Source organism: Mesorhizobium sanjuanii, from assembly GCF_002529485.1.
Taxonomy (GTDB): Bacteria; Pseudomonadota; Alphaproteobacteria; order Rhizobiales; family Rhizobiaceae; genus Mesorhizobium; species Mesorhizobium sanjuanii.
In genome coordinates, this window is the sequence record NZ_NWQG01000083.1 from 42,892 (window position 1) to 56,392 (window position 13,501).

Sequence of the window (13,501 nt, forward strand, 5' to 3'; positions counted from 1 at the left end):
CGAAACAATTTGCCGTCATGCTGGCCGGATGTCGATCGCGATGCGTCCGAGCCAGGCCATGCGACTGTGGCAGCAGGTCATGCTGTCGCAGGTGCGCGAGGGCGCGCCTGATCTGACCATGCGCCAGACGGCGATCCTGTTCACCATCTATCTCGATCCACCGCCGCATACGGTGCGCGGGCTGGCCGCACGGCTCAACGTCACCAAGCCGGTCATCACCCGCGCGCTCGACACGATGGGCGCGCTGAAGCTGGTCTCGCGCCACCGCGACGAACTCGACAAGCGCAACGTGCTGGTCAAGCGCACGGTCGAAGGCGCGCTCTTTGTCGAGCGCTTCGGCGATGGTATCATCGCCAGAGCCCAGGAACTGCCCATCTAGGGCAAAAGCTCAAACGCCAAGATGAAAACAGACAAGATAGAACAGAGTTGCCGATTTGACCGCCCGTGACGCTCGCCTCCACGCCTTCCGATCCGATCTCGCCGACGCCAGGCTGAAGGGCGAGGTTGCCGCCGAGCGCTTTGTCGCTGGTCGGCCGGCGCGGATCACTGCGTTAGTGGCCGACATACGCAAGGCGCCGCGGCCCGATGCCGGCGTCAACACGCAAGCCCTGTTCGGTGACGATGTCCTCGTCTTCGAGGACGCCGAAGGCTGGGCCTGGATCCAGGCCGAACGCGACGGTTATGTCGGCTATGTTGCCGACACTGTGCTGGGAGCGCGGGATCACACGCCGACCCATGTCGTTTCGGTGCCGCGCACTTTCCTTTATCCCGGCCCGGATTTGCGGTTTCCCATCACTGGACAACTCTCGATGGGATCGGCGGTAACGGTGACTGGTGCTGCTGAAACGCGCGGCACGCACTATGCGCTGCTGCCATCCGGCGAGGCGATCATATCGGGCCATTTGCGGTCAGTCGGCGAGGCAGTCCCGGACTATGTCGCCGTCGCGGAGACGTTTCTCGGGACGCCCTATTTGTGGGGTGGCGTCTCCGGCTTCGGCATCGACTGTTCAGGCCTCGTGCAATTGGCGCTGCGCATGGCCGGCAGGCAAGTGCTGCGCGATTCCGACATGCAGGCGGCGACCATCGGCGCGCCGCTCGACCCCGGCCCGGATTTTGCCGGGCTCAGGCGCGGCGACCTGGTCTTCTGGAAAGGCCATGTCGCTATCATGACAGATGCCAAGACCATGATCCACGCCAACGGCCACACCATGCTGGTCTCGCGCGAGGGGTTCAAGGATGCCGTTGCCCGCATCGGCTATCTCTATGGTGGGCCGACGGGATACCGACGGCCTTAGAGCGAATCTTGATCCCTTTTTGTTCCGATTCCGCTTGGCGATTGCGTGCCGTCGCGGTACGTCTGGCGCGTGACAGAGCAGCCGCGCCTTGCCGAACAAAATACCGCCGTGGTCTTGCCGGAGCCATTCGTCAAATGGTTCGCGCAAAAAGGCTGGTCGCCGCGCGCTCATCAGATCGATTTGCTGGCAAAGGCTCAAGCAGGGCAGTCGGTATTGCTGATTGCGCCGACCGGCGCCGGCAAGACGCTGGCCGGGTTCATGCCGTCGCTGACCGAACTGGCCGATCGGCCAAGGAGGAAGCCTGGGCAGGCGCATCGCGGCATCCACACGCTCTACATCTCGCCGCTGAAGGCGCTGGCCGTCGATATCGAGCGCAATCTCGGCAAGCCGGTGGAAGAGATAGGACTAACCGTTACCATCGAGACGCGCACCGGCGACACGCCGGCACACAAGCGCCAGCGCCAGAAGTTGGCGCCGCCTGACATCCTGCTCACCACGCCCGAGCAACTGGCGCTGCTGATCGCGGCGCCCGATGCCCGGCGCTTCTTCGAGGATCTGCGCTACGTCATATTCGACGAGTTGCATTCGCTGGTGATCTCGAAGCGCGGGCACCTTCTGGCCCTTGGGCTTGCCCGGTTGCGCAGCTACGTGCCCGGCTTGCGGACGATCGGCCTCTCGGCCACGGTGGCTGAACCGGACGAATTGCGCCGCTGGCTGGTCGCTCAGAATCCACCCAAAAACTCGACAGGCCCCGGCATGGCCGAACTGATTGTCGTGACGGGGGGCGCCAAACCCGAAATCTCCATTCTCGATTCGGAAGAGCGTGTGCCATGGGCCGGCCATTCGGCGCGCTACGCCACGCCGGAGATCTATCATGAGATCAAGCGCCACAAGACGACCCTGCTTTTCGTCAACACGCGCAGCCAGGCCGAGCTGCTGTTCCAGGAATTATGGCGGGTCAATGAAGACACCTTGCCGATCGCGCTGCATCACGGCTCGCTCGACGTCGCTCAGCGCCGGCGCGTCGAAAAGGCGATGGGCGAGAATGCGCTGCGCGCCATCGTCGCCACCTCGACGCTCGACCTCGGCATCGACTGGGGCGATGTCGATCTGGTCGTGCATGTCGGCGCGCCGAAGGGGGCGAGCCGCCTGGCGCAGCGCATCGGCCGCGCCAACCACCGCATGGACGAGCCGTCCAAGGCGATCCTGATCCCGGCCAACCGCTTCGAGGTGCTGGAGTGCCGGGCGGCGCTCGACGCCAACTATCTCGGTGCCCAGGATACGCCGCCGCTGGTCAATGGCGGGCTCGACGTGCTGGCGCAACATGTGCTGGGCTGTGCTTGCGGCGCCCCGTTTCATGCCGACGCGCTGTTCGATGAGGTACGAACGGCGGCGCCCTATGCCGATCTCGACCGTGAGACCTTCGATCGCGTCATCGATTTCGTCGCCACCGGCGGCTATGCGCTGAAGAACTACGAACGATACGCCCGCATCCGCCAGAACAAGGACGGGGTCTGGCGCGTATCCAATCCTCGTGTCGCCCAGCAGTACCGGCTGAACGTCGGCACCATCATCGAAGTGCCGGCGCTCAACGTGCGATATGTCCAGGCCGGCAGCAAGGGTTCGGCCTCGCGGGGCGGCCGGGTTCTCGGCAAGATCGAGGAGGCCTTCCTCGAAACGCTGACGCATGGCGATACGTTCATGTTTGCCGGCAAGGTGCTGCGCTTCGAAGGTATTCGCGAGAACGAGTGCTTCGTGTCGAACGCGCCGGGCAGCGATGCCAAGGTGCCCTATTACGGTGGCGGCAAGTTTCCGCTTTCAACCTACCTCGCCGAACAGGTCCGCATCATGCTGGACGACCCGCGGCGATGGAAACAGCTGCCGGAACAGGTGGCCGACTGGCTGCGTTTCCAGGCCGACAAATCGGTGCTGCCCAAACGCGACGACCTGCTGATCGAGACCTTTCCGCGCGGCAACCGGCATTACATGGTCGCCTATCCATTCGAGGGCAGGCTGGCGCACCAGACGCTTGGCATGCTGCTGACACGCCGCCTCGACCGGGCTGGAGCCAGGCCGCTCGGCTTCGTCGCCACCGACTATGCGCTTGCCATATGGTCGCTGGCTGACATGGGCCAAATGTTCACGGCGAAGAAACCGTCGCTCGGCGCACTTTTCGACCAGGACATGCTGGGCGACGACCTTGAAGCCTGGCTGGCCGGCAGTTGGCTCCTGAAGCGCACCTTCCGCAACTGCGCGCTGATCTCGGGACTGATCGAAAAACGTCATCCGGGCAAGGAGAAGAGCGGCCGCCAGGTCACCGTTTCGACGGACCTCATCTACGACGTTCTGCGCAGCCACGAGCCCGACCACATCCTGCTGCAGGCCACGCGTGCCGATGCGGCCACCGGTCTGCTCGATGTCAGCAGACTTGCCGAGATGCTCTCGCGCATCCAGGGACGAATCGTGCATAGGAATCTCGAACAGATTTCGCCTCTAGCCGTGCCGATCATGCTGGAGATCGGCAAGATGCCGGTGCATGGCGAAGCCGATGAAACGCTGCTGATGGACGCGGCGACACTGGTCGAGGAGGCAATGGGTCCGGGAATGAGTGAAGCATGAATTATTCGCTGGCGCGCGCATCGCTGACCGCCGAGGCCGACTTCGTCGGCATCGCCGGCGAACGTGCGGTTTGCGACCCGCGCGGCGTGCTCTATTTTCCGGAGCTTCGGCTTCTCGCCGTCTCGGATCTGCATCTCGAAAAAGGATCGTCGTTTGCCCGGCGCGGTGCCCTGATCCCGCCTTATGACACCGGCGCGACGTTGTTGAGGCTGCAAGCGGTAATCGCTGATTACCAGCCTGTCATTGTCATCAGCCTGGGCGATAGCTTTCACGATGGCGGCGGCGCCGCGCGCATGCACGCAAGCTTCCGCGAAAGGCTGGAAGCACTGATGGCCGGCCGCGACTGGTTCTGGGTCGCCGGCAACCACGATCCGGAGGCGCCCGCCGACTTGCCCGGCGACACCGTGCGCGAACTCGCCATCGGCTCGCTGCTGTTCCGGCATGAGCCGTCGAAGATCAGGCTTGAAGGCGAGATCGCGGGCCATTTGCATCCTTGTGCCCGCATCGTGCAACGTGGCCGCTCGGTTCGGCGGCGCTGCTTTGCCGGCGACGGTGGCCGCATGATCATGCCGGCCTTCGGCGCCTATACCGGCTCGCTCAACGTGCTCGACCGCGCCTATGCCGGGCTGTTTCGGCTGGAAACGCTGATGGCTTATATGCTTGGCGCCGAACGCATCTTCGCCATTTCGCGCTCGATGCTGCGACCGGGCTGAAACCTACCTGCCGTAGTACAGCGTAACTGTGTGCTTTGCTTCGGCGAAGAACAGCCAGCGCTCGACCAGCACCCCGGCGAACTGGGCCGCAGCCGCCAGCACCGACAGCAACGCCGCAATCGGCCAGGGCAGGGCGAACACAATTGCAAGCAGCAGGACAGGCAGGGCGAACGCCAGCAATTGCGTGATCCGGCGCAGCTTCGCGGCGTGCTTGCGCGCGATGCGAAAGCCCATCTCCTTGAGCAGATAGTTTTCCTCGGTGTGCGGCCATTCCAGCGATCGCACCGTGCCGCCGGCCAAGCCCGTCGCGGTGTTGGCGGTGGTCGGGAGCTCCAGCTGGTCATTGTAGCGCCAGGTCGCCAGCTTCCAGCCCCAGCCAAGCAAGGTCAGCAGCAGGCAAACCACCAGAAGGATGTTCGAGCCGACGGCAAAGCCCTGCAGCAGCGCGTTCAGAAGCACGCTGCCGGTCATCGCCGAAAAGATAAGGTAGCCTGGCAAGGTATAGCGGCTGTGCCACTGGGCGATCGGCTTCAGCGACGCATAGATCATGCCGGTGGTGCAGACGGTGACGACCGCGCCGACGGCCGCCAGCAATCCGGCGATAGCCACCCAGCCATCCGTGCGGCCGAGCAGCACCCAGCCTATGCCGAACACCCCGGCCGGGACAAAGGTGATGACCGACGCAACGCCTTCGCGCGACAGCCAGGAGCTGCGCCATTGCGAGAAGGCGCGCCATGCCCGCTCCGGCCGGCCGAGATGACCGGTCGAGGACAACAGGCCGGCGGCGATCAGGCCGAGCGCCAATCCCAGACCAATGAAGCCGAGCCAGAAATCGGGTGGGATCGCGCCGACGCCGGCAAGCACGCCGAGCAGCGCGAGCAGGCCGTAACCGGCGCCCGTGGCGGTGGTGAAGAAGACGACCGAGAAAGCTGGATGCATTGGATGTCAGTTCGAAAGCATGCGGTCGACCCAGCCGAGGAAACCGCCTTCGGTACGCACCGGTTCGAGGGCTGGCGCCGGCACCGATGCGGCGCGCGTGGTATGGGCGCGCGGCGGCAGGTACTTGTTGGTCGGGTGATAGCCCAGCTCCGGCATCAGGTCGACACCGCCGCGCTCGGCCACCAGTTGCGACACCGCCGAGGTTGGATCGCCGAGGTCGCCGAAATGCCGGGCACTGGTCGGGCAAGCGGCGACGCAGGCCGGCACGCGGTCTTCCTCGGCCAGATTGTCGTTGTAGATGCGGTCGACGCAGAGCGTGCATTTCTTCATCACACCAACATCGGTGTCGAACTCGCGCGCCCCGTAGGGGCAGGCCCAGCTGCACAATTTGCATCCGATGCATTTGTCCTCGTCGATCAGCACGATGCCGTCCGAGGCGCGTTTGTAGGAGGCTCCCGTCGGGCAGACGGTGACGCAGGCCGGTGTCTCGCAATGCAGGCAGGAGCGCGGAAAGTTCACCGTACGCCCGCCCATCTCGGTCGTGTGCTCGTAGCTGTGGACGCGGTTGAACCAGACGCCGTCGACATTGCCGCCATAGGGATCGATGTCGGTCAGCGGCGCCATATGGCCGCCAGTGTTCCATTCCTTGCAGGCGGTGACGCAGGCCTGGCAGCCGACGCAGGTGTCGAGATCGATGACCAGGCCGAGCCTTTTGTCGGTGTGGGCGGGAAGACAGGTCATTCGGCGGCTTCTCTTTTCATGCGGAACTCGGCGCCGAAGCGGAGTATGTCAGGCGAAGGCGCGAAATGCGGCGGCTGGCGGAAACGCTCGAACTGTGGCTCGGTGAAGCCGGCTTCCCCGGCCGCACATTTGACGATGCGCACGCGCAGGTCGAACCATGCCGCCTGCCCGGTGACCGGATCGGAATTCGAGTAACGCTTGCCGTTCGCATCGGCAGAGGTCTGGTCGCCGATGATGTGGTTGAGCAGGAAGCCACGGTTGGATTCCGCCGCATCGTCCTTCAGCCCCCAGCTGCCGCGCCGCTTGCCGATGGCGTTCCAGGTCCACACCGTGTCGGGGTTGACGCCGTCGACCAGCTTGATCTGCCCCTTCACCCGGCCGTTGATGCTCTCGATCCACACCCAGTCGTCGTCGACGAGGCCCAGATTGGCAGCCGTCTTCGCGTGTACGAACAGCCGGTTCTGGCTGGTGATTTGCCTGAGCCACGCATTCTGCGAGCCCCAGGAGTGATACATGTGCATCGGCCGTTGCGTCAGCGCGTGCAGCGGATATTTCTGGAGGTCGACCGCGGCTTCCTCGAACGGCGCGTACCAGAACGGCAGCGGGTCCATATAGATCTCGATGCGGTCGCGTTCGGCTTCCGGCGGCAGCACGCGGCCATGGCCGCGCGCCGCAAGGCGGAAGCGCTGCATCGGCTCGGAATAGAGCTGGAAGACGATGGGCTCGGCCTTGGGGATGAAGCCCATCTGCTCGGCGAAGTCGAGATAGGAGCGGTTGGCCATCTTGTAATAGCGCTGGTCGGCGGCAAAGTCGTGGTGCCAGAAGCCGCCATTGTCGATATAGCGCTGCAACTGGTCTGGATTGGGCTTGCCCTTGCCGATCGAAGCGCCGTCCTCGCCGCGCCATCCGGCGAGCGGGCCGATGCCCGGCGTGCGCTGGTGATTGACGATGTAGTCGGCATAGTCGCGATATTTGGCGACGCCATCCTCATCGACGAAACCGGGCAGGTCGAGCCGCTCGCCGAGCTCGATCAGCACTGACTGGAACGGCCTGACGTCGCGATCAGGCTCGACGACGGGATGGCGGATGGCGTCGCCCGGCCCGTCGGCATGGCTGATCGGCCGGTCGAGCAGGCTGATGCAGTCGTGCCTTTCGAGATAGGTCGTGTCCGGCAGCACCAGGTCGGCGAACGGCACGGTCTCGGAGTAATAGGCATCGGAATAGATGATGAACGGGATCTTGTAGTTGCCGGCCTCGTCCGCGTCGGTCAGCATGGCGATCGTCTCGACGGTGTTCATCGACGAATTCCAGGCCATGTTCGACATGTACATCAACAGCGTATCTATAGGGTAGGGATCGCCGGCCCAGGCATTGCGGATCACCGTGTGCATCAGGCCGTGCGCGGCCAGCGGCGCGTCCCAGGAATAGGCTTTGTCGATGCGAAGCGGCGCGCCGGCTTCATCGACCAGCAGATCGTCGGGCCCGCAGACGAAGCCGAGCGGCATGCCCTCCAGCGGCGTCATAGGCCTGACGTGCTTGCCCGCAGGCTTCGGTCCCGGCGGCGCCGACCGGGGATAGGGCGGCTTGAAGCGGAACCCGCCGGGTACATCCACCGTGCCGAGCAGCACCTGCAACAGGTGGATGGCGCGGCAGGTGTGAAAACCGTTCGAATGGGCCGAGATCCCACGCATGGCGTGCATGGCGACAGGGCGACCCTTGATCGTCTCGTGGCGGCGGCCGGCCCAGTCGGTCCAGGCCACCGGCAATTCGATCGTCTGTTCGAACGCGACATGCGCCAGTTCGGCGGCAATCCGGCGGATCGTCTCAGTGGGAATGCCGCAGCGCTCCGCGACCGTATCGGGTGCATAGCTTTCGTCGAGGTAACGGTCGGCGATGAGCTGGAACACTGGAACGCAGCGGCGCCCATCCACCGTGAAGCTGCCGGTCAGTGCCGGTTTCGCATCGGGGGTCGTGGCGTTGACGGTGGTCTTGGCCACCCTGTCCCAGGCCAGCGGGCTACCGGTGCCGTCGCGCACGAACAGCCCGTCGTCGGCCGCGCCCGGATCCTGAATGACGAGCTGATGCGCATTGGTGTAGCGCAGCAAATAGTCGAGATCGACGCGGCCAGCCTTCAGCAATTCGTGGATCAGAGCGAACACGAAGAGGCCGTCGGTGCCGGGCCGGATGCCGATCCAATCGTCGGCGATGGCGTTGTAGCCGGTGCGGCAGGGATTGATCGAAACGACCTTGGCGCCGCGCGCCTTGAGCTTGCCCAGGCCGATCTTGATCGGATTGGAATCATGGTCCTCGGCGACGCCAAACAGCATGAAGTATTTGGTGTTGTCCCAGTCGGGTTCGCCGAATTCCCAGAACGAGCCGCCGATCGTATAGAGCCCACCGGCCGCCATGTTGACCGAGCAGAAGCCGCCGTGGGCGGCGAAATTCGGCGTGCCGAACTGGCTCGCCCACCAGCCGGTCAGAGATTGCGACTGGTCGCGTCCGGTGAAGAAGGCGAGCTTCTTCGGATCGGTCCGGCGGATGGCCGACAGCCGCTCCGTTGCGATCGAAAAGGCTTCCTCCCACTCGATCTCGCGGAACTCTCCCGAACCACGTGCACCTGTGCGAAGCAGCGGCTTCTTCAGCCGCGCCGGGCTGTAGTGCTGCATGATGCCGGAGCTGCCCTTGCCGCAGATCACGCCGCGATTGACCGGATGGTCCTTGTTGCCATTGATGTAGCGGACCCTGCCGTCCTTGATGTGGACGTCGATGCCGCAGCGGCAGGCGCACATGTAGCAGGTGGTCTTGGCGATGCGGTCGGAGACGTCGGGCGAAGTGTCGACGCCGTCGCCCTCATCGGGCGCGCGCGTATCGTCAAGCGGCCGTTGGGACGGTGCGGAATTGGCGCCGCGCGGCGGTCCTTGGGTCATGATCCGCTTTTGTCGTCCGAGTATTTGGCTCGTGTCTTTGGCCCGGGTTCACGCATGTAATGTTCTTCCGGGTGATAGCCGTCGCCCGCGAGCCGCCGCCGCAGGCTGCGGGTCCAACTGGCAAACAGCGATTTGAACCGCCCTATCAATTTCTAGCCTTTGCCGTTTGGCTGCGATTTTTTTCCAACTTCGGTCAGAAATTTAGAACAAAGCAATCGATCTGTCTAATAACTTGCTCTTGTAATTCCAATCGATTTTGCTTCTTAATCAGAGGCATGACCTTGGACCAGTTGCGCATCTTCGTCGCCGTCGCCGAGCGTGGCCACATGACCAAGGCGGCCGAGCTTTTGGGTATTTCCCAATCGGCGGCGTCGGCCGCCATCCGCTCGCTCGAGCAGCAGCATGGCGTCCGGCTGTTCAACCGGGTCGGCCGCAACATCGAGCTTGCCCAGACCGGACTCCGGTTCCTGCCCGAGGCCAAGGCCGTGCTCGAGCGCGCCGCCGCCGCAAGCAATGTGCTGGAACATGTCTCACAGACGATTACTGGGAGCCTGTCCATCGCCGCCAGCCAGACCATCGCCAGCTACTGGCTGCCGCGCCGGCTGGCCTCTTTCCATGAGGCCTATCCCGCCGTCCGGCTGAGCGTCGCTATCGGCAATACGAGACAGGTCGAGACCCATGTTCTCGATGGCACGGCGGATTTCGGCCTGGTCGAGGGGCGCACCGAATCCGACGTGCTGCGGCGCGCCAAGGTTGATGTCGACAGACTGCTGCTGGTCGTGGCCCGATCCCATCCAAAGATCGCTGCGCCGCCGCACGGCCCCCCTGATATCAGGGAGCTGCGCTGGATCATCCGCGAAGCCGGCTCAGGCACGCGCGAGGTGCTGGAGGATCTGGCGCGCCGCCAGGCGGTTTCGCTCGCCGATCTCCAGATATTCCTGGTCCTGCCGAGCAACGAGGCGATCCGCCAGGCGGTCGAGGCCGGCGCCGGGGCGACCATCATCTCGGAGCTTGTCGTCGCCGGCGCAATCGCCGAAGGCAGCCTGCGTTCGGTGCCGATCGACCTGCCGCAGCGCGACTTCGCCATCATCACCCACCGCGAACGGCAGGCAAGCCTCGCCCAGATGGCGCTCAAGGCGCATCTGGGCGCGAAGCGCGTGGCGTCAGCGTAAGCGTAAGCGGATCAGCCAAATTTCCGCTGGGCGTCCAACGCCAACCCAAGCCCCACCGAACCGAACATGTCGCCCTCGATGACGGACGCCTGTGGCACCAGTGCCAGGATATTCTGTCTCGCCAGCGGGATCGCGGTCGAGCCGCCGGTCAGGAACACCGCGGTGATGTCGGACGGCTTCACCCGGGCATCCCTGATGGTCTGTTCGACCGTGGCCGTCACCTGCCCGATATCTCGCGCGATGGTTGCCTCCAGCCCGGCGCGCGTGATTTCGGCCGCGAATTCCACGCCCGGCAGAGCAACGGCGACCTGCGCCGACAATTGCTCGGTCAGCTCGATCTTGGCCCGTTCGACCAAGGCGGCCAGCGCGTGCCCGTAGCGATGCTCGACGATATGGACGAAGCGGTCGACCAGATCGGCGCGCTCCGCCTCGTAGCGGATCTGCCTGAGATGCGTCATCGCCTTGGCGGTGTAGACGAGGTTGATGCGCTGCCATGTCGCCAGGTCGATGAAATAGCTGGCCGGCAGATTGCGCTTGCCGTCCTTGGTCGGTGTCAAGTAACCGAGCTCGGGCATGACATGGGCGATGCTCAGCAGCCGGTCGAAGTCGGTCCCGCCGATATGGATGCCGCGGCTGGCCAGGATATCGTCCTTGCGATCGAGCGAGCGGGCGCGCTGCGGCGAGACCCGCACGATCGAGAAGTCGGACGTGCCGCCGCCCATGTCGACGATCAGCGCCAGTTCTTCCCGCGTCACCTTCTGCTCGTAATCGAGCGCCGCGGCGATCGGCTCGAACTGGAAGGCGATATGCTTGAAGCCTTGGGCGCGGGCGGCGTTCTCAAGCTCGCCCTGCGCCTTCGCATCGGCTTGCGGATCGTCGTCGACGAACTGCACCGGACGGCCGAGCACCACGCTCTCGACCATCTCGCCGGTATCCTCTTCCAGCCGCTTCTTCAGATGGCCGACGAACAGGCCGACGATCTCCATGAAGCCGATCGACCGCGCCTTGATGCGGGTCTTTTCGTGAGCAAGCGAACTGCCGAGCACGCTCTTCAGCGAGCGCATCAGCCGGCCCTCGATACTGTCGGTGTAGTCGGCAATCGCGCGGCGACCGTAATAGGTGTAGCCGTCCTCGAAATTGAAGAACACCGCGCTTGGCAAGGTGGGCTGTCCGCCCTCAAGGGGCACCAGCCGCGGCCGGCCGTCATGGATGACCCCGACGGTGGAATTGGACGTGCCGAAGTCGATACCGCCGAATGCCGGTCGCATGGTCGCTCCCTGTCATGGCTTCTTGGGCAAAGAACCAGCGGCGTCGGAAGGCGCGCCGTGGTCCGGAGGACCGGACCGTTCTGCCGGATTGATTTGTGCGTGTTTACCCGTGGGCCGGGAGGCGGCGGTCTATCGCAAGATCGCGGAAAGGGAAACCCCTTTCCGCCGGGAAAATGGGCTTCCATTTTCCCGAGACGTCAATCCTTGCGGAAGACGAGCCTTCCGAGCCAACCCGTCAGCATGGCCAGCGACACGGCGAACACGCCGTAGAGGAAGGAATAGTCGTGCGCCACGCGGAAGATCGACTGTTCGAAGCCGGACTTGCGGATCTCGAGCTGGGCAGAGCTTTCCTTGATGAACAGGCCGCTCTTGAACAGGAAGGCTCGGGCCTTGTGGGTGCCGACCGGTACGTTGGGCGCGAGCCTGACAGTGGCGCGAAACAGGTTCTGCGACAGGAACTGCACGCCGCCGACATTCTCGCTGTAGAGGCCGGTCGCCGTCTTGCGCTCGCGCAGCGCCGCGGTGAATTCCTGGATTGTCGCCGGATTGTCGCCGGCATCTGCCGGCTGCATGTAAAGGTTGGAGGCGCCGAGCGACAATTGCTTATAGCTGTTCGGGTCGGTGACGTCCTGCAGCGGTCGCGTCGTCGCCACCGAATAGGACACCGGCACGTTCTCGAAGGTCTCGGATTCGAGATTGATCCAGATGCCGAGCACCCGGTCCTTGCGGCGCACGACGACCGGCCGGGCCGGCCCTTCCAGGACGACGATGACATCGTAGCGCCCCTGACGCGCGACAAGCGGGTCGGCGTTTTCCAGTGAGCCGAAAATGGTGAGGTCGGCGCCGGAAAAGCCAGCGGTGATCGAGACATTGTCGGTGGACAGGCCGATCTGGATGTTTTCGGTCGGTGGCGTCTGCGCCAACGCCGGCAACGCGGCGACGACCGAGAGCGTCAGACAGACAGCGGCAACGAACCCCCTCGCGCCTGCCATCAGCCCAGATCCACGCCGGTGAGCGAATAGCGATTGGGCGGCGTCACGAACAGATCGATGGCAAGCCGGATCGCTACCGCCAGCACCAGCAGCGCCAGCAGCGCCCTGAGCTGCTCGCCGCGCAGCCTCTGGCCGGCCTTGGCGCCATATTGCGCGCCGGCGACGCCGCCCGCCATCAACAGGAAGGCGAGCATGACGTCGACCGTCTGGTTGGTGGTGGCGTGGACCAGCGTGGTGTAGGCCGAGGTGAAAATGATCTGGAACAGCGAGGTGCCGATGACGACGTTGGTCGGCACTTTCAAGAGGTAGATCAGCGCCGGCACCATGATGAAGCCGCCGCCGACGCCCATGATCGACGACAGGAAGCCGATGCCGGCGCCCAGTCCAAGCACCGGGATGACGCTGACGAACAGCTTCGAGGCCCTGAAGCGCATCTTCAGCGGCAAGCGGTGGATCCAGTTGTGCTGGCCGGGTTTCTTCAGCACCGGGGCGGCGCCACCGCGGGTGGCACGCAGTGCATTGACGCTCTCGACCAGCATCAGCCCGCCGACAGTGCCGAGCAGCACGACATAGAGCAGCGAGATGAACAGGTCGAGCTGGCCGAGCCGGCGCAGGAACCCGAAGACGAAGATGCCGGCGGTGGAGCCGACGATGCCGCCCGCCAACAGCACCCCGCCGAGCTTGAAGTCGAGCGTCCCGCGTTTCACATGCGACAATGCGCCGGAGAAGGAGGAGGCAATGACCTGGTTGGCGCCGGTGGCGACCGCGATCGCAGGCGGAATGTTGTAGAAGATCAGCAGCGGCGTGATAAGGAAGCCGCCGCCCACCCCGAACA

At 64.4% G+C, this 13,501-nt stretch carries 11 protein-coding genes; 5 read left to right on the forward strand and 6 right to left on the reverse strand.

What is annotated here, in order from left to right:
* Positions 1–28 precede the first annotated feature (28 nt).
* The 4 genes from CN311_RS14310 (at position 29) to pdeM (ending at position 4,627) form a co-directional block, all read left to right on the forward strand.
* On the forward strand, positions 29–379 hold the full coding sequence (locus CN311_RS14310) for a MarR family winged helix-turn-helix transcriptional regulator (protein ID WP_097574413.1): 351 nt from the start codon (positions 29–31) through the stop codon (positions 377–379).
* A 55-nt stretch (positions 380–434) separates the two neighbouring features.
* Positions 435–1,295 (forward strand): C40 family peptidase, encoded by an 861-nt coding sequence (locus CN311_RS14315; RefSeq protein ID WP_097574414.1) that lies wholly within the window; start codon positions 435–437, stop codon positions 1,293–1,295.
* 69 nt (positions 1,296–1,364) lie between these two features.
* Positions 1,365–3,914, forward strand: coding sequence for a ligase-associated DNA damage response DEXH box helicase (locus tag CN311_RS14320; protein ID WP_097574416.1), 2,550 nt, complete (start codon positions 1,365–1,367; stop codon positions 3,912–3,914).
* Positions 3,911–4,627, forward strand: a complete 717-nt coding sequence (gene pdeM / locus CN311_RS14325; RefSeq protein ID WP_097574417.1) for a ligase-associated DNA damage response endonuclease PdeM — start codon at positions 3,911–3,913, stop codon at positions 4,625–4,627. The genes CN311_RS14320 and pdeM overlap by 4 nt, the downstream gene beginning before the upstream one ends.
* Before the next feature lie 3 nt (positions 4,628–4,630).
* Here pdeM and CN311_RS14330 read toward each other — a convergent pair whose 3' ends face one another.
* Genes CN311_RS14330 through CN311_RS14340 form a run of 3 tightly spaced genes read right to left on the reverse strand, consistent with a single transcriptional unit; the run spans position 4,631 to position 9,234 of the window.
* A complete protein-coding gene (locus CN311_RS14330) occupies positions 4,631–5,566 on the reverse strand; it encodes a dimethyl sulfoxide reductase anchor subunit family protein (RefSeq protein WP_097574419.1) in 936 nt (311 codons plus the stop codon).
* 6 nt (positions 5,567–5,572) lie between these two features.
* A complete protein-coding gene (locus CN311_RS14335; protein WP_097574420.1) occupies positions 5,573–6,307 on the reverse strand; it encodes a 4Fe-4S dicluster domain-containing protein in 735 nt (244 codons plus the stop codon).
* Positions 6,304–9,234, reverse strand: a complete 2,931-nt coding sequence (locus tag CN311_RS14340) for a molybdopterin oxidoreductase family protein (RefSeq protein ID WP_097574422.1) — start codon at positions 9,232–9,234, stop codon at positions 6,304–6,306. The genes CN311_RS14335 and CN311_RS14340 overlap by 4 nt, the downstream gene beginning before the upstream one ends.
* Before the next feature lie 275 nt (positions 9,235–9,509).
* Between CN311_RS14340 and CN311_RS14345 the strand changes: the two genes are divergently transcribed.
* Entirely contained in the window at positions 9,510–10,406 is an 897-nt protein-coding gene (locus CN311_RS14345; RefSeq protein WP_097574424.1) for a LysR family transcriptional regulator, read from the forward strand.
* A gap of 11 nt (positions 10,407–10,417) precedes the next feature.
* Here CN311_RS14345 and CN311_RS14350 read toward each other — a convergent pair whose 3' ends face one another.
* The 3 genes from CN311_RS14350 to CN311_RS14360 form a co-directional block, all read right to left on the reverse strand.
* A complete protein-coding gene (locus CN311_RS14350; RefSeq protein WP_097574426.1) occupies positions 10,418–11,674 on the reverse strand; it encodes an Hsp70 family protein in 1,257 nt (418 codons plus the stop codon).
* A gap of 197 nt (positions 11,675–11,871) precedes the next feature.
* A complete protein-coding gene (locus tag CN311_RS14355; protein WP_097574427.1) occupies positions 11,872–12,666 on the reverse strand; it encodes a TIGR02186 family protein in 795 nt (264 codons plus the stop codon).
* Positions 12,666–13,501, reverse strand: an 836-nt coding sequence (locus tag CN311_RS14360) for a sulfite exporter TauE/SafE family protein (protein WP_097574433.1), incomplete at its 5' end; no start/stop codon positions are given. The genes CN311_RS14360 and CN311_RS14355, both read right to left, overlap by 1 nt.